This is a genomic window from Sphingomonas sp. PP-CE-1A-559 (assembly GCF_004340965.1).
In the GTDB taxonomy this organism is placed as follows: domain Bacteria; phylum Pseudomonadota; class Alphaproteobacteria; order Sphingomonadales; family Sphingomonadaceae; genus Sphingomonas.
Window position 1 is genome coordinate 299,901 of the sequence record NZ_SLYA01000003.1, and the last position, 14,422, is coordinate 314,322.

Here is a 14,422-nt window from a genome sequence, read left to right on the forward strand (position 1 = left end):
TAGGGCTGATTATTCTGCTGCGGCTGGCATGGGCGAGACCTGGATCGCACCGGCGACCGCGCGGCGCAGCGCGACGGTCATGCGGCCGATCCGGCAGGCGATCGGGCCTTGGCCCAGCGTCGCGCGGTGCAAAACCTCGACATCGACACCCTCGTCGAAACCCAATTCGCGCAGTCGGCGCGCCTCGGGATCGGCAAGTCGCGCCCATTCGATCGCGGCAACGATGCCATGCTGCTTGCGAGGCAGCGTTTCGAGGCTGACGGAACGATCGGTGCGAGTGTCCATGATGCGACTGATTATCAGTAACGCCCGGGAAAGGGAAGCCCTAACCGTCGTGGGTTACGATCGCCTCGACGTCCCGCCATCCGGATGAAAGTCAGAATACAGAGACACTTAGCCGAGTGTTGGTGGCTTCAGGCAGTCGGATAGCGCAGGCGGCCGACGAATCGCGACAGGCTGAAACCGTGTTCGGTGCGCTTGAGGAACCCGGCCTTGGCCTTCTCGAACTGCATGATCCCGTTGATCCGACGACCTAGGAATGCGCGGGTCTCTGCGAGGCCCTCGCTCTCGTCGTCGAGAAACACCGTGATCGTCGACGCGTACACGCCGAGCAGGATCGTGCGCTTGGTGTAGTAATTATAGTCGGTCGCGACGTCGCCGGCCGCGCGCCAGATCGTGTCGACCGTCCGCCAGCCAAGCCGCGTCGCTTTCGCCAGGTTCTGCGGAAGCGCGAGGATCGCTAACGCACGCCGCAGCGATTCGCGATCGATCGACGTCGCGTCGAGCCGCGCCTCGACCAGCGCGGTGATCTTCTCGCGGATCTTCATGAGCGCCAACCGCTCGGGCGGGACCGTGGTCAGCATCACGCCGTCGATATGCGCGAACCACGCGTCGATCATGTCGACCGGGCCGTCCTTGAACGCGAGCGCCGCGATGTCGGTGTCGATCCCCTCCGCCTGCGCGGCCATGTCGCGCGCGGCGTCGCTCCAGCCGTCGAACGCCGCATTGGCGGCGATGCCGGGGGCGAGCTTTGCGCGGATTTCGTCGAGCGTAAGGTCCTGGGTCATACCGTCTCCTGCCGTTCAAAATCAGGCGTATCAAGCGCGTCTTCAAGGGGGACTTCCGGGGGAGGTCCCCGGCGGACGAGCACCAGCGCGACCGCCACCATCACGACGCCGACCAGATCCGCCGCGCCGAGCCGTTCGCCGTACACCAGCCAGCCCACCACGCCGGCGACCACCGGCTGGATCAGCAACGCGATCCCGATCACCAGCGGCGAGAAGCGGCCGAGCGCATAGATCATCAACCCCTGGCCCAGCACCTGGCTGCACAGAGCGAGCCCGATCAGCGGCCCCCAGTGCGTCGGCATCACCCGCTCACCCATCGCCAGCGCGAACACGAGCAGCGGCACGATCCCTGCCAGCGTCGATAAAGTCAGCGCGGAGAGCGGCGCCAACGTCGCCCGCGCCCGCGCCATCAGGATGAAATAGACCGTGTAGAGCAGCCCCGCGAGGATGCAGAGCAGGTCGCCGACGAGGTTCTTCGCATCGAGCTGATACGAGCGACCCAGCAACAGCGCAGCGCCCGTCGCCGCCAGTACCAGCGCCCAGCCTTGAGTCCGTGTCGGCCACGTCTTCGCGATCAGGAAGCCGTAGATCGGAAAGATCAGCGTCGCGGCGTTGCCGAACAGCGTCGCATTGGCGAGCGTCGTGCGCCGGATGCCGAGATGCCACGCGCCGAGATCGGCCGCGAAACACACGCCGCCGACGATCAACCCGATCCACACGCCGCGGCTCAACCGGGTCGGCCGTGCGCCCTGCTGGACCGCCAATGCGATCAGGAACGGCACCGCCAGCGTCAGCCGCCAGAACCCCGCGGCCACCGGTCCGACCTCGGTCGCGCGCACGAACCACGGCCCGAACGCGAGCGCAACGTTCGCCACCACCAGCGCAGCGAAGGCGATAAGTCCCGGCGCGGCAACACTTTGCGCAGTTGGTGCAGAACTGGGCGGCGTCAAACCGTGCGGCGTATCGGGCACGCTAGATAATCTTTGCGGGTCGGGGCGATGCATGCCGCCCTGTAGCCTCCTATCTTCCGCCCGTCAGGCCAATAAGGAGCTTCCATGCCTAGCCTATTCGATCCGATTACCCTTGGTGCCGTCGACGCGCCGAACCGCATCATCATGGCGCCGCTCACCCGCGGGCGTGCCGACAGGGATGCGGTGCCGACCGACATCATGGTCGAGTATTACACGCAGCGTGCGAGCGCCGGCCTGATCATCTCGGAAGCCACCGGCATCAGCCGCGAAGGTCTTGGCTGGCCGTTCGCGCCGGGTCTGTGGACCGATGCGCAGGTCGCCGCCTGGAAGCCCGTCACCGACTCGGTCCATGCCGCCGGCGGCCGGATCGTCGCACAGCTGTGGCACATGGGTCGCCAGGGCCATTCGTCGGTGTACGAGACGCAGCCCGTGTCGTCGTCGGCAACCGCGACCGAAGGCCAGGCCCACACGTTCGAGGGCAAGAAGGACTTCGAGGTCGCACGTCCGCTCGAGACCAACGAGATCCCGCGCCTGCTGAACGACTATGAGTTGGCAACGAAGAACGCGCTGGCGGCCGGCTTTGACGGCGTGCAGATCCACGCGGCCAATGGCTATCTGATCGACCAGTTCCTGCGCGACAACGCCAATTTCCGTACCGACGAATATGGCGGCGGAATCGAGAACCGCGTCCGCCTGCTCCGTGAAGTCGCCGAGCGCGTGATCTCGGTCGCAGGGGCCGACCGCGTCAGCGTCCGCCTGTCGCCCAACGGCGATTCGCAGGGTGTCGACGACAGCAACCCCGAGGCGCTGTTCACCGCCGCTGCCAAGGCGCTGTCCGATCTCGGCATCGCGTTCCTCGAACTGCGCGAGCCCGGTCCCGATGGTACGTTCGGCAAGACCGACGTGCCGAAGCTCAGCCCGGCGATCCGCAAGGTGTTCAACGGCGTGCTGATCGTGAACTCGGACTACACGACCGTCGAGGAGGCACAGGCCGAGCTTGATTCGGGCAATGCCGACGCGATCACCTTCGGTCGCACGTTCATCGCCAACCCGGACCTCCCCGAGCGTCTGCGCACCGGCGCGCCGCTCGCGAAGGACGATGCGAAGACGTGGTACAGCCAGGGTCCCGAGGGCTACATCGACTACCCTGCGCTCGAGACTGCGAACGCGTAAGCGGTGAATGAGGCTGACGCTCGATCCTCCCCCGCCAGGGGGAGGTGGCAGGCGCCAGCCTGACGGAGGGGGAGGCGTGCGCCAACGTCCGTTCCGTGTCCCCCCCCTTCCGTCACCTACGGCGACACCTCCCCCTGGCGGGGGAGGATCACGAAGGGCTGCCTCTGGTCACCCGCGCCGCCATCGCCTAGCAGCGCGCTTCCGCGCTCTGGGTAGCGTACCGGTGACGACAGGATATCTAATGACCGACGGCTGGCCGAGCGGCGGCAGGGGAACGGGGGCGCTCATGCCCGGCACCGCCGACCGGGCCGCAAAGCGCGCGGAGGAGCGTGCCAACGGCCGCGAGCAGCGCGCAAAGGAGCGGCTTGCCGCGTCCGAACAGCGATCCGAATCGCGCGCCGCCCAACGTGATCTCCAGTCCCAGGAACGCGAACACGCCCGCGAAAGCCGGCGGATCGAGGAGGATCAGCGGATCAAGGCGCGGTTAAACGCGCCGCCGACCAACGACGTCGAGGCGCTGAAGATCTCGAAGCGCCGCCGCTCGGGCGCGCTCGCGCGGAGTGGCGAAGAATCGAAGACTGACCGCGACACGCGTAGCTACAAGACCATCGTCGACACCGCGCGTATTCGCACGCTCGCCGATCGCGGCGCGTCGGTGGCAGGGCTCGCCGGCGCGTTCGGCATCACGATCGAAGAGGTCGAGGCGGCCTTGCTGGAAACGGCACCACCGGCGAAGACCGCGCATGACTGAAGGCCCTTCAGCCGGCGTGGCCGTCGTCCGCGAGCCACTGCCTTGCCTCGTCGATATCGAGAAACGTCCGGCAGTTTTCGGCCTTGAGATAGCGCTCGGTCTGGAGCTTCGCCAAATGCGACGCGACTACCGCAGCGATCGGCGCCGACGTCACCTTCAACGCCTTGGGCATCATCGCTTCGAGCGCATCGACGACCTTCAACGGCTGGATGGCGGCCTTTCGCAGGTCGGCGAGCACGACGAACCGGCCGTGATACAGCCGCGCTGCCGATCCCCGAGCTAGCAGTTCCGCTGAGAACGCCGCCGTCGTCGCGACCGACCAGAACCCCTCGGTGACGATGTTGAGTGTCTTGGTCGGGACGTCGAAGCTGATCGTGTACATGACGATCTCCGTAACGTCCGCGGCTTAACGATCCCCTGATGCACCCGTGATCTTTTGCCGCTGGCTATCATTGTCGTTCTTCCGCGAGGGCAGGAGCCAAGGACACGAACGCCATCGTTGGCCCCCCGCCTTAACGGGGAGGGGACATGGGAGAGAAGAAAGCTCTAATCGGTACCCGGCAGGTCGACATGGATCCGGCGGAAGCGCGCCTCGACCAGACTGTACGCGCCGAACAGCGCCAGCCCGATACCGGTCAGCGCGAGCAACCACTTGCCGCCCGGTTGCGATTGCAGCCGTTCCAGTGCCTCGGCCACGCCGCCCGCGTCGCTGGCATGCGCGGTCCATGCAGCTAATCCGAACAGCCCGGCGACGATTAGGAACACGAGCGCCCGCGCCCCGTAGCCGATCCTCCCCATCGTGCAGACATAACCGGGCGCGGGAGCGTCGCCACGCAGATCGTGGATGAAGTCACCGCGCCACGCCTTCTGCGCCTGCTGGAAGGCGGCGACCAGTACGCCGACTGCGACGGCGCCGACCAGAACACGTCCGGCCGGTTGGTCGAGTAGCAACGCGGTCCAGTCGCGCGCACTCTCGTCCCCGGGTGAGACGGCGGCGTCGCGCGATCCCGTCTTCATGGCGAGCTTGGCGGCGGTCCAGGCGAGAATCAGATGCGCGATTCCGCTGACGACGTGGCCGATCCGCTTGAGGTTGCCCTTGACGTCGCTGCCGATCTGCTCGGGGTTCGCCGCGGCCTCGGTCAGTCGCCAGATCGCATAGCCGAGCAGGCCGGCGGCGACGATCGCGAGCAGCACCGGGCCGAACGCCTCGTCCGCCATCGACCCGATCGCGCCCTGGTTGTCGGCGATCTCGCCACCGCGCAACGCCGCGTCGACCGCGAACCAGCCGACGAGAATATACACCACCCCACGCGCGGCGAAGCCGAGTTTGGCGAGCAACGTCGCATTCGCATCCGAAATCATGACAGCCCCTTTGTTACGGAGGCATAACGGCGCGACGCGCGTGACGTTCCTGTGGTGAGGCAGTTGAGGATGGTTGGCTCGACTCCTGAGGATCTTGTTTCCCCGCGAATGCGGGTATCCAGTCTGGGCTCCCGCCTTCGCGGGAGAACAAGGAAGGCATCATGCCGCACAACTACCGACACGTACTTGCTCAAAGGATATCGGCACTGTGGTTGTTGCGGGCGGCGCGCCGACCTGCCTTCGGTTCCGCCAAAGCCATCACAATTTTCGCCATTCTAGGGCGCAGACTTGATCGATCCTTCCTGTGGCGGGTCAGGATCGTAAATCGAACGTTGGTTCGGTCTGACGCTGCCAAGGTAAGGGGCCCCGGGACGACTTTGCTGTCGGAAGGGTGAGGGCGAGTTTACTCCTCGGACGTTTCCGTTGTGAGATTATCGAGCCTCGCGTCGTCGAGCGTCCTCTCGATCCGAGCCTTCGCAGCCGCGTCCGCGGCCTTCTCCGCTGCCGTCTGCCCGAACAGCCTGCGGTTCAGATCCGCCGTCGACGAAGCCGCCTCGCGCGCGCGCTGCTTCCGAACGAGGCGCAGGTTGATCACGTCACCCACGCCCTGCTCTCCGCGCCCGCCAGTCGGCAGCACTCTGGCCCCAATCGTCCACCGGCAGCGATTCGAGCGGCGGGGGGAGTTTAGTTGGGCCGCGATTAGTAGACCCGAGCCGTTGCGCGAGGGCTATAGACTCGGCGTTGTCAGGTGCGATGGTGTGGATGATGTCGGTCCAGCCGAGCACATCCACCGCATAGTCGATCGTTGCCGTCGCCGCCTCGCGCGCGAAACCGCGACCGGCGAACTGCGATGCCAGTCCCCAGCCGATCTCCGTACCCGGCCAGTCTTCGGGCTGCCACGGACCAACGCGGCCGATCCATTCGCCGGTATCGCGCAGCGTCACCGCGAACATCGAGAAGCCGCGAATGCTCCACGCACCCGCCATCGCACACAGCCCACGCCAGGCGACGCTGCGCGACTGAACACCACCGAGATGGCGCATTGTGACGGGATCGACGTGGAACGCATACCACGCCTCGGCATCCTCCGGTCCCAAGGGCCGGAGCAACAGGCGCTCCGTCAGGAGCACCGGCGCGGTCATGCGATGAAGCGGTCCTTGAGCGCGAGCATCGCCAGCGCCGCGTTCGCCGCGCCACCGCCCTTGTCGCCTTCGGTGGGCTTCGCGCGGGTCAACGCCTGCGCCTCGTTCTCGGTGGTCAGGATGCCGTTGCCGACGGCCAAGCCGTCCATCGTCAGCTGCATGATCCCGCGTGCGCTCTCGCCCGCGACGATCTCGAAATGATAGGTCTCGCCGCGGATCACGACGCCAAGCGCGACATAGGCGTCGAACGTCTCGCTCTCGGCCGCCAGCGCGATCGCGCCAGGGACTTCGAGCGCGCCGGGCACGGTGATCGTCTCGTGCGTGTGGCCGGCGGCTTCGATCGCGGCCTTCGCGCCTTCGACCAGCAGGTCGTTGAGGTGATCGTAGAACCGGGCTTCGACGATAAGGAGATGCGCCATCAGTTGCTCTTTTCGGTGTTCAGGGAGGCGATCGGGCGCTCGCCGACGATTGACAGGCCGTAGCCGTCGAGGCCGACCAGCGTGTGATGCGTGTTGGTGATCAGCACCATGTCGTGGACGCCGAGTTCGGTCAGGATCATCGCGCCGACGCCGTAGTCGCGCAGTTCCTCCATGTCCGGGGTGATCTCCGCGCCCGCCTTCTTCATCACGGCCGAGGTGAAGGTGTTGCTGCGCGGCCGGTTGATGACGACGATCACGCCAGCGCCCTCGTCCGCGATCATCTGCATCGATCGCGCGAGAATACGACCGCGATCGCCCGATTCGCCGAAGATGTCCGCGAACGGCGACAGCGCGTGCATGCGGACCAGCGTCGGCTTGGCGGGGTCGATCTTGCCCTTGACCAGCGCGACCTGCTCGGTGCCGGTCGCCTTGTTCCAGAATGTCAGCGCGCTCCAGTCGCCACCCCATTCGGAGGTAAACTTGGCCTCGGCGCGCTTCTCGACGAGGTGATCGTGGCGGCGGCGGTACGCGATCAGGTCGCGGATCGTGCCGATCTTGACGTTGTGGAACTGCGCGAAGGTGACGAGGTCGTCCATCCGCGCCATCGTGCCGTCTTCGTTCATGATCTCGCAGATCACGCCCGAGGGGTTGAGCCCGGCGAGCCGCGCGACGTCGACCGCAGCCTCGGTATGGCCGGCGCGGATCAGCACGCCGCCGTCGCGCGCGACCAGCGGGAAGACGTGGCCGGGGGTGACGATGTCCGGCTTGCCCTTGGTCGCATCGACCGCCACCGCGATCGTCCGAGCGCGATCGGCGGCGGAGATGCCGGTGGTGACGCCTTCGAGCGCCTCGATGGACACGGTGAACGCGGTCTCGTGACGAGTGCCGTTGTTGCGGCTCATCAGTTCGAGCCCAAGTTCCTCGGTCCGCTCCCTGGTCAGCGCGAGGCAGATCAGGCCGCGACCGAACTTCGCCATGAAGTTGATCTTCTCAGGGGTAGCCATCTGCGCGGGGATGACGAGATCGCCCTCGTTTTCGCGGTCCTCGTCGTCGACCAGGATGAACATCCGGCCATTGCGCGCCTCGTCGATGATCTCTTCGGGGCTCGACAGATAGCCGTGCTTGAGACGGGCTAATTCAGCTGGCTTTGACACGGTAATGCTCCATGCGTTGGAGATAGCGGGCGAGGACATCGATCTCGATATTGACCGACTGCCCCATCTGGATCGTCCCGAGCGTGGTGACCGCCCAGGTATGCGGGATGATGTTGAGGCCGAATTCGACCTCCCCATCGATGTCTTTGACGCTGTTTACCGTGAGCGAGACGCCATCGACCGTTACCGAACCCTTGGGTGCGATGAACGGCGCGATGTCGGCGCCAGCGCGGATGGTGACGCGGTGCGAGCCGCCTTCCTCCGCGAGCGCGACGACGGTGCCGAGGCCGTCGACGTGGCCCGTGACGATATGGCCGCCGAGTTCGTCGCCGAGCTTCATCGCGCGTTCGAGGTTGAACTTTCGGCCTTCAGTCCACTGATCCTTGGCGGTACGGCTGATCGTCTCGCCGGAGACGTCGACCGCGAACCAGTTCGGGCCTTTATCCACGACGGTCAGGCAGACGCCCGAGCAGGAGATCGACGCGCCGAGATCAACGGTGGCGGTATCATAGGCGGTGCTCACGACTACACGCGTATCGCCGGGCGATTCCACGGTTGTGACGGTGCCGATGTCGGTGACGATTCCGGTGAACATTATGCCTCGTTTCGTTCGCGCTCGTAGACCTCGAGCCGGTCCATGCCAAGTTGCCGCGCATCGACGATCGCCCACCGACCATGTGCTTGGGCCAGGTCTGTGAGGCCGATGTCGCGGAGTGCAGGCTTGCCGCCGCCGATCAGGATCGGGGCGCGGTAAAGGAGGATGCGGTCGACCAGATCGGCCGCGAGGAACGCTGACGCTACGGCCGCGCCGCCTTCGACGAGGATGTGGTCGACGCGGGGAAGGGTAGCGACGTTCTGCGGCGCAGCGATGACGGTCCAACCGGGCAGGTCTTCAGCGGTCGAAGATAAAAGCACGCGCATCGGTCCGCGAGCTTCCAGCCCTGGTAGCCGCACGTCGAGTCGCGGCGCATCGGCGTCATACGTGCCGCGCCCGACGAGGATCGCTTCGTGCCGACTCCGCTCGAGATGCGCGTGGGCGCGGGCTTGCGGGCCGGTGATCCAGCGGCTCGATCCGTCCGCCATCGCGATGCAGCCGTCGAGCGATGTTGCAAGCTTCAGGGTGACGTGCGGGCGGCCGAGCGCCTGCCGGGTGAGAAAGCCGGCCATCGAACGTCTAGCTTCGTTCGCGCGAACGCTGCGCGTCACGGCGATGCCAGCGGCCTCCAGCCGGGCAAAACCCTGCCCTGCCGTTCGTGCATCGGGATCTTCGAGCGCGGCAACGACACGCGCAACGCCTGCCTCGATCAGCAGGTCGCTGCATGCAGGCCCGCGCGGAGACTGATGTGCGCACGGCTCCAGCGTCACGTAAGCCGTAGCCCCCCGAGCCTCCGCGCCAGCCTCGGCCAGCGTCATCGCCTCGGCATGCGGACGTCCGCCAACCTGCGTCCAGCCGCGCCCGACCACCCGGCCTTCGAGCACGATCACGCAGCCGACATTGGGGTTGGGCGCGGTTCGACCTCGGCCTCGTTCGGCGAGTGCCAGCGCAGCGCCCATCCAGCGCGTGTCGGCCTGGGTCAGATGCCCATGGCCTTCAGCTTGTCGTCCAGCCGCTTGAACGACTCGCGTTGCGCGTCCTCGCGGGCCTTCTGCTCGGCGACCGCCTTGGCCTTGATCGGTGCGTCGATCTTCTGCTGAGCTTCGATCTGCGCATCGGTGCGATCGGCGGGCCATTGCTCGACGTAGATGATCTTCGGACGGTATTCCTTCTCGACGTACGAGTCCTTCATGAACGCGTAGATCAGGAAACTGGTGACGCCGAGCGCGGCCACGAGAAAAAACAGCTCGTACGGCCGGCGCTGGCTGAAGAAGAGCCGCAGGTCCTGATATGCCGCGATCGGCGAGAAACGACTGAAAAAGCCCATGCGCGCCAAGATAGGGGGGCGGAGCCAGCTAGGCCAGCCCCGCGCCCCTCAAGCTTTAGTTCTGGAGGACAAACGTCAGCGCCATCGATCGCCATGCTTCGATCGGAACGCCGTCGCGTGTGGCCGGCTTGAACCGCCATTTCGCCAGCGCCCGGTCCAGCGTCGCGCGGTAGAACGCGTCGGTGGTCGCGCTGACCCGCTCGACCTGTTTCACGCGACCGTCGATGCCCACGAGTACGCGCACCACGACGCGACCCTCGCGTTCGGCGCGACGTTCCTCAGACGGGTAGCTCGGCTGGAATTCGGCGGCATAGCGCGGGTCGATCCTGGGCTGGACGAACAGCGGCGGCAGTTTCGGCGGATCGACCGCGACGGTGCCCGTTCCGGTACCTTCGACTCCGATCGGCGGCGTGTAGGGCAGCGGATCGGGGGCGACCGTGAAGCCGGTTTGCGGTATCTGCACTACCGTAATTGGTGCGTCGGGACGCGGGGCGGGGCGCGGTTGCTGGCGGATCAGAGGATCGGCGGGCGGCACCGGCTCGGGCGGCGGTGGCGGGGTGTACGGCACGTAGGTGACGAGCGGTTTGTCGGGCACGAACGGCAGCACGTTAGGCGCTGCGAAGAACAAGGCTCCGATCACCGCGCAGTTGATCGCCAGCGCGACGCCGAGGCTCCCGGGATTGAATCCGCCCGTCCGGTTCAGTCGATCCGCGTACATTACCGTCTCCTTTGTATCTCCTCGAGGATGGCGGCGAGATAGGTACCGCCGGACGCGATGGTACATCATTACATTTGCGGGGCAAGGGGTCTGGAGGCGGTGCGTCGGGCACAAAATGGTCCGTGAAGATCATTGGACGCGAATTACGGGGGTGGACGAGCGCTGCTACCGCCGTCACGGTGAGTCTTTAAGGAGAATAGGCATGGAAGACATCAAGGCCGGAGATGTGGTCGTACTGAAGTCCGGTAGCCGGGCCATGACTGTGCAATGGATCGGAAACGACAATACTTGTGGAGTGGTATGGGCAGACCGCGAAGGCGTCCATCATATAGCCAATTATAACATAGCGGCTATCAAGAAGGATACTTAATCGAACGCCAGTGCCACTCGCGCGCGGCATTCACAAAATACAACTGGGCCACACAAGGTCTTTTGGCGGTCTTATTGTCGTAGACATTTCATTACGTGCGGCATTCTATCAAATGCTGCCAAAGGACGTTTATTGGCACCTGCTCGCGGGTTGGCCCGCCCTTCCTTGTTCTCCCGCGAAGGCGGGAGCCCAGGCTGGACTCCCGCCTTCGCGGGAGAACATGCTTTCTCGGGGACCGGATTTTCAGGAACGCGAAATCAGCGCGCCGCCAAACGCTCCAGCCCCCGCTCACGCCCGATCAGCGGCAGCAACGCCGCCATGTCCGGCCCGTGATCGCGCCCTGTCAACGCCAGCCGCAACGGCAGGAACAGCGCCTTCCCCTTACGTCCCGTCTCCGTCTTCAACCGAGCGGTCAGCGCGTGCCAGGGATCGCTCGACCAGTCGATCTCACCCGCCGCCACCAGCGCCTGATCGAGATACGCGGCGTCGATATCGCCCTCGACAGCCACCGGCCCCTCGATCACCCCCCACCAATCCGCCGCGTCCGCCAGCGTCACGAGGTTTGGCCGCACCGCCTCCCACGCCGCCACGTCCATGCCCTCCGGCAACCGCTCGGCCACCGCCTCGAACGGCAGCGCATGCAGGATCCGTGCGTTCAACGCCGCCAGTTCCGCCTCGTCGAACCGCGCCGGCGCCCGCCCGAACCGCGCGAAGTCGAACCCTGCAATCAATGGCGCGGCGTCGGCGATCGGCTCGACCGGATCGCTCGTCCCGATCCGCGCGAGCAGCGCGCGTACCGCCTGCGGCTCGATCCCGACCTCGCGGAAATGATCGACGCCGAGCGACCCGAGCCGCTTGGACAGCTTGCCCTCCGCGCCGGTCAGCAATGCCTCATGCGCAAACTGCGGCGGAGTCACGCCGAGCGCCGCGAACATCTGCAACTGGAGTGCGGTGTTGGACACGTGATCCTCGCCGCGCACCACGTGCGTCACGCCCATCTCGGCATCGTCGATCGCCGACGGCAGCATATACAGCCACGACCCGTCCGCGCGCCGGATCACCGGGTCGCTCATCGTCTTCGCCTCGAAATGCGCCGCGCCGCGGATCAGGTCGTCCCATGCGATCGCCGAGTCGTGATCGAGCTTGAACCGCCAATGCGGCTTCACGCCGTCCGCCTCCAGCTTCGCCCGCGCATCGTCGTCCAACGCCAGCGCCGCGCGGTCGTAGATCGGCGGCAACCCGCGCCCGGCCTGAATCTTCCGCTTCAGGTCGAGCTCCTGCGTGGTCTCGTACGCCGGATACACGTGCCCGCTCGCAACCAGTGCCGCGAACCGCGCCTCGTACAGAGCGAACCGCGCCGACTGCCGCTCCTCCGCATCCGGCGTCATCCCAAGCCAGTCGAGATCGGCACGGATCGCGTCGACGAAGCGCTCTTCGCTACGTTCTGGATCGGTATCGTCGATCCGCAGCACGAACTTCCCGCCATGCGCGCGCGCGAACATCCAGTTGTGGAGCGCGGTGCGGATGTTGCCGACATGCAGCCGGCCGGTGGGCGAGGGGGCGAAACGGGTGATTACGGTCATCCCGTCGCTGTACGGAGCGGCGCGGCGGCGGGCAAACCCTTCCACGACACGATTCGTGCGCCTAAGGGGTGCGGAATATCGAGCGGGAAATAGCTTCATGAAACTGATGACCGGCAATTCGAACCTGCCGCTGGCGCAGGAGATCTCCGCCTATCTCGAGATCCCGCTGACCGACGTCAGCGTGCGGCGGTTTGCGGACGAGGAGGTCTTCGTCGAGATCAACGAGAACGTCCGCGGCGAGGACGTGTTCGTGATCCAGTCGACCGGCTACCCCGCCAACGACAACCTCATGGAATTGCTGATCATGATCGACGCGCTCAAGCGCGCGTCGGCGCGGCGCATCACCGCGGTGATCCCGTACATGGGGTACGCGCGACAGGACCGGAAGCCAGGGCCGCGCACGCCGATCTCCGCCAAGCTGGTCGCGAACCTGATCACCGTCGCGGGTGCTAACCGCGTGCTGTCGGTCGACCTGCATGCCGGCCAGATCCAGGGCTTCTTCGATATCCCGACCGACAATCTCTATGCGGCGCCTGTCATGTCGGCGGACATCCTTGCGCGGTTCAAGGGCAAGAACCTGATGGTGGTGTCGCCCGACGTCGGCGGCGTCGTCCGCGCCCGCGTGCTCGCTAAACGACTCGACAACGCCCCGCTCGCGATCGTCGACAAGCGTCGCGAGCGCGCGGGCGAGTCGGAGGTGATGAACATCATCGGCGAAGTCGAGGGGCGGTTCTGCATCCTGGTCGACGATATCGTCGATTCGGCCGGGACGCTGTGCAACGCGGCGGCGGCGTTGAAGGAAGCGGGCGCGGAGGACGTCGTCGCGTATGTCACGCACGGGGTGCTGTCGGGTGGTGCCGTCGCCCGAGTCGAGGGCTCGGAACTGCGTGAACTGGTGATCACCGATTCGATCGGGAATCACGAGGTCATCAAGGACGCCCACGGCAAGATCCGCCATCTCCAGATCGCGCCGTTGCTCGGCGAGGCGATCAAGCGGATTGCAGATGAGACGTCGGTGTCAAGCTTGTTCGACTGACGAAAAATTGTTTCCCCGCGAAGGCGGGGACCCAGACTGGGCTTCAGCCTTCGCGGGAGAACGCATTAAGGCAAGTTACGGTCGGCAAAGCCGCCGTCGGATGGGTTCGCTTGGGCGACCCACCGGCCGAGCCTGCGATTGCGCATCGCTACGCTCGCGCATCGGCGCGGGCGTAGCCGCGCCTATCGCTGGCTCAGTGCCACAATATGCTCGAACACCGCCGGATGCAGCGGTTTCGCGAACGCGCAGCCGTATTTGAACTTGTCGCGCCAGGCGACCACCGCCTCGAGCGCGGCCAGCCCCGGCAACGTCAGCCACACCACAGTTCCCGGCCACAACGTAAAGCTCGTTTCCGCACGAAATCCCGAGAGCGACAAATCCGTCACCTCGATCTCGAATCGCGTCTGGCCCCGGTCGCGCAGGTGCGCGCGCATCTTGACGGCCTTGCGTAGCGCCTGACGGAGCTCCTCGCCTTTCGGTTCGGCGGGGGGGATGGGGACGGGCTGTGTCATGTCCGGAACACTGCTCCCCAAGTGGTTACTAATCTCCAAACGCCTTACGATTCGGCCGCTTGAGGTTTGGCCGCGCGTGGCTGGGCGAATGCACCATCGGCACCGGCGGAGTAACTGCGGAACGCAATGATGCGGAGTCGGATCGCCATGGCCCTCCTGTAGAGGCGGCGGGGCGCGACGCCAAAGGAATTGCTTTAGATCAGGGCATTTGTGGTCGTTAAATCGATCTAATGATAACGACA

General features: G+C 65.7%; 19 protein-coding genes. 4 read left to right on the plus strand and 15 right to left on the minus strand.

Features of this window, described 5'->3' with window-relative positions; translation table 11 throughout:
- Positions 1-9: 9 nt before the first annotated feature.
- The 3 genes from C8J42_RS11705 to C8J42_RS11715 form a co-directional block, all read right to left on the minus strand.
- On the minus strand, positions 10-285 hold the full coding sequence (locus tag C8J42_RS11705) for a FeoA family protein (protein WP_133020190.1): 276 nt from the start codon (positions 283-285) through the stop codon (positions 10-12).
- A 128-nt stretch (positions 286-413) separates the two neighbouring features.
- Positions 414-1,067: a COQ9 family protein gene (locus tag C8J42_RS11710; RefSeq protein ID WP_133020191.1), complete on the minus strand. Its 654-nt coding sequence runs from the start codon at positions 1,065-1,067 to the stop codon at positions 414-416.
- A complete protein-coding gene (locus C8J42_RS11715) occupies positions 1,064-2,071 on the minus strand; it encodes a DMT family transporter (protein ID WP_133020192.1) in 1,008 nt (335 codons plus the stop codon). The genes C8J42_RS11710 and C8J42_RS11715 overlap by 4 nt, the downstream gene beginning before the upstream one ends.
- Before the next feature lie 51 nt (positions 2,072-2,122).
- On the opposite strand from C8J42_RS11715, the gene C8J42_RS11720 reads away from it, so the two are divergent.
- Both C8J42_RS11720 and C8J42_RS11725 read left to right on the plus strand, forming a co-directional pair.
- On the plus strand, positions 2,123-3,211 hold the full coding sequence (locus C8J42_RS11720) for an alkene reductase (protein ID WP_133020193.1): 1,089 nt from the start codon (positions 2,123-2,125) through the stop codon (positions 3,209-3,211).
- A 241-nt stretch (positions 3,212-3,452) separates the two neighbouring features.
- Complete coding sequence (locus C8J42_RS11725) at positions 3,453-3,962, plus strand: hypothetical protein (RefSeq protein ID WP_243644336.1); 510 nt, start codon at positions 3,453-3,455, stop codon at positions 3,960-3,962.
- A gap of 7 nt (positions 3,963-3,969) precedes the next feature.
- On the opposite strand, the gene C8J42_RS11730 is transcribed toward C8J42_RS11725, so the two are convergent.
- The 10 genes from C8J42_RS11730 to C8J42_RS11775 form a co-directional block, all read right to left on the minus strand.
- Positions 3,970-4,344: a hypothetical protein gene (locus tag C8J42_RS11730; protein WP_133020194.1), complete on the minus strand. Its 375-nt coding sequence runs from the start codon at positions 4,342-4,344 to the stop codon at positions 3,970-3,972.
- Between the two features lie 164 nt (positions 4,345-4,508).
- On the minus strand, positions 4,509-5,324 hold the full coding sequence (locus C8J42_RS11735; protein ID WP_133020195.1) for a DUF1206 domain-containing protein: 816 nt from the start codon (positions 5,322-5,324) through the stop codon (positions 4,509-4,511).
- Positions 5,325-5,727: 403 nt separating this feature from the next.
- Positions 5,728-5,928 carry a DUF4169 family protein gene (locus C8J42_RS11740; RefSeq protein ID WP_133020196.1) on the minus strand — a complete coding sequence of 67 codons (201 nt, stop codon included), beginning with the start codon at positions 5,926-5,928 and terminating at the stop codon, positions 5,728-5,730.
- Positions 5,921-6,466 (minus strand): GNAT family N-acetyltransferase, encoded by a 546-nt coding sequence (locus tag C8J42_RS11745; protein WP_133020197.1) that lies wholly within the window; start codon positions 6,464-6,466, stop codon positions 5,921-5,923. The genes C8J42_RS11740 and C8J42_RS11745 overlap by 8 nt, the downstream gene beginning before the upstream one ends.
- Positions 6,463-6,885, minus strand: coding sequence for a 6,7-dimethyl-8-ribityllumazine synthase (gene ribH / locus C8J42_RS11750; protein WP_120300777.1), 423 nt, complete (start codon positions 6,883-6,885; stop codon positions 6,463-6,465). Before ribH ends, C8J42_RS11745 begins: the two co-directional genes overlap by 4 nt.
- The gene (gene ribB / locus C8J42_RS11755) at positions 6,885-8,039 is read right to left on the minus strand and encodes a 3,4-dihydroxy-2-butanone-4-phosphate synthase (RefSeq protein WP_136188794.1); all 1,155 of its coding nucleotides are present in this window, start codon (positions 8,037-8,039) and stop codon (positions 6,885-6,887) included. Before ribB ends, ribH begins: the two co-directional genes overlap by 1 nt.
- Positions 8,023-8,634, minus strand: a complete 612-nt coding sequence (locus tag C8J42_RS11760) for a riboflavin synthase (protein ID WP_120300775.1) — start codon at positions 8,632-8,634, stop codon at positions 8,023-8,025. The genes ribB and C8J42_RS11760 overlap by 17 nt, the downstream gene beginning before the upstream one ends.
- Positions 8,634-9,617 (minus strand): bifunctional diaminohydroxyphosphoribosylaminopyrimidine deaminase/5-amino-6-(5-phosphoribosylamino)uracil reductase RibD, encoded by a 984-nt coding sequence (gene ribD / locus C8J42_RS11765; protein ID WP_120300953.1) that lies wholly within the window; start codon positions 9,615-9,617, stop codon positions 8,634-8,636. The genes C8J42_RS11760 and ribD overlap by 1 nt, the downstream gene beginning before the upstream one ends.
- Positions 9,614-9,961, minus strand: coding sequence for a hypothetical protein (locus C8J42_RS11770; protein ID WP_056064121.1), 348 nt, complete (start codon positions 9,959-9,961; stop codon positions 9,614-9,616). Before C8J42_RS11770 ends, ribD begins: the two co-directional genes overlap by 4 nt.
- A gap of 55 nt (positions 9,962-10,016) precedes the next feature.
- Positions 10,017-10,679 carry a TonB family protein gene (locus C8J42_RS11775; protein WP_120300774.1) on the minus strand — a complete coding sequence of 221 codons (663 nt, stop codon included), beginning with the start codon at positions 10,677-10,679 and terminating at the stop codon, positions 10,017-10,019.
- A gap of 202 nt (positions 10,680-10,881) precedes the next feature.
- Here C8J42_RS11775 and C8J42_RS11780 point away from each other — a divergent pair, with 202 nt between their 5' ends.
- Positions 10,882-11,049, plus strand: a complete 168-nt coding sequence (locus C8J42_RS11780) for a DUF2158 domain-containing protein (protein WP_165895196.1) — start codon at positions 10,882-10,884, stop codon at positions 11,047-11,049.
- A gap of 257 nt (positions 11,050-11,306) precedes the next feature.
- On the opposite strand, the gene gltX is transcribed toward C8J42_RS11780, so the two are convergent.
- Positions 11,307-12,632 (minus strand): glutamate--tRNA ligase, encoded by a 1,326-nt coding sequence (gene gltX / locus C8J42_RS11785; RefSeq protein WP_133020198.1) that lies wholly within the window; start codon positions 12,630-12,632, stop codon positions 11,307-11,309.
- 97 nt (positions 12,633-12,729) lie between these two features.
- On the opposite strand from gltX, the gene C8J42_RS11790 reads away from it, so the two are divergent.
- Positions 12,730-13,668 carry a ribose-phosphate pyrophosphokinase gene (locus C8J42_RS11790; RefSeq protein WP_056064113.1) on the plus strand — a complete coding sequence of 313 codons (939 nt, stop codon included), beginning with the start codon at positions 12,730-12,732 and terminating at the stop codon, positions 13,666-13,668.
- A gap of 182 nt (positions 13,669-13,850) precedes the next feature.
- On the opposite strand, the gene C8J42_RS11795 is transcribed toward C8J42_RS11790, so the two are convergent.
- The gene (locus tag C8J42_RS11795) at positions 13,851-14,180 is read right to left on the minus strand and encodes a PilZ domain-containing protein (RefSeq protein ID WP_056487867.1); all 330 of its coding nucleotides are present in this window, start codon (positions 14,178-14,180) and stop codon (positions 13,851-13,853) included.
- Positions 14,181-14,422 lie beyond the last annotated feature (242 nt).

Bases quoted from the DNA above. Each gene is read 5' to 3' on its own strand.
- C8J42_RS11705 (WP_133020190.1), bottom strand. From the start codon at position 285: ATGGACACTCGCACCGATCGTTCCGTCAGCCTCGAAACGCTGCCTCGC.
- C8J42_RS11710 (WP_133020191.1), bottom strand. From the start codon at position 1,067: ATGACCCAGGACCTTACGCTCGACGAAATCCGCGCAAAGCTCGCCCCC.
- C8J42_RS11715 (WP_133020192.1), bottom strand. From the start codon at position 2,071: ATGCATCGCCCCGACCCGCAAAGATTATCTAGCGTGCCCGATACGCCG.
- C8J42_RS11720 (WP_133020193.1), top strand. From the start codon at position 2,123: ATGCCTAGCCTATTCGATCCGATTACCCTTGGTGCCGTCGACGCGCCG.
- C8J42_RS11725 (WP_243644336.1), top strand. From the start codon at position 3,453: ATGACCGACGGCTGGCCGAGCGGCGGCAGGGGAACGGGGGCGCTCATG.
- C8J42_RS11730 (WP_133020194.1), bottom strand. From the start codon at position 4,344: ATGTACACGATCAGCTTCGACGTCCCGACCAAGACACTCAACATCGTC.
- C8J42_RS11735 (WP_133020195.1), bottom strand. From the start codon at position 5,324: ATGATTTCGGATGCGAATGCGACGTTGCTCGCCAAACTCGGCTTCGCC.
- C8J42_RS11745 (WP_133020197.1), bottom strand. From the start codon at position 6,466: ATGACCGCGCCGGTGCTCCTGACGGAGCGCCTGTTGCTCCGGCCCTTG.
- ribH (WP_120300777.1), bottom strand. From the start codon at position 6,885: ATGGCGCATCTCCTTATCGTCGAAGCCCGGTTCTACGATCACCTCAAC.
- C8J42_RS11760 (WP_120300775.1), bottom strand. From the start codon at position 8,634: ATGTTCACCGGAATCGTCACCGACATCGGCACCGTCACAACCGTGGAA.
- C8J42_RS11770 (WP_056064121.1), bottom strand. From the start codon at position 9,961: ATGGGCTTTTTCAGTCGTTTCTCGCCGATCGCGGCATATCAGGACCTG.
- C8J42_RS11775 (WP_120300774.1), bottom strand. From the start codon at position 10,679: ATGTACGCGGATCGACTGAACCGGACGGGCGGATTCAATCCCGGGAGC.
- C8J42_RS11780 (WP_165895196.1), top strand. From the start codon at position 10,882: ATGGAAGACATCAAGGCCGGAGATGTGGTCGTACTGAAGTCCGGTAGC.
- gltX (WP_133020198.1), bottom strand. From the start codon at position 12,632: ATGACCGTAATCACCCGTTTCGCCCCCTCGCCCACCGGCCGGCTGCAT.
- C8J42_RS11790 (WP_056064113.1), top strand. From the start codon at position 12,730: ATGAAACTGATGACCGGCAATTCGAACCTGCCGCTGGCGCAGGAGATC.
- C8J42_RS11795 (WP_056487867.1), bottom strand. From the start codon at position 14,180: ATGACACAGCCCGTCCCCATCCCCCCCGCCGAACCGAAAGGCGAGGAG.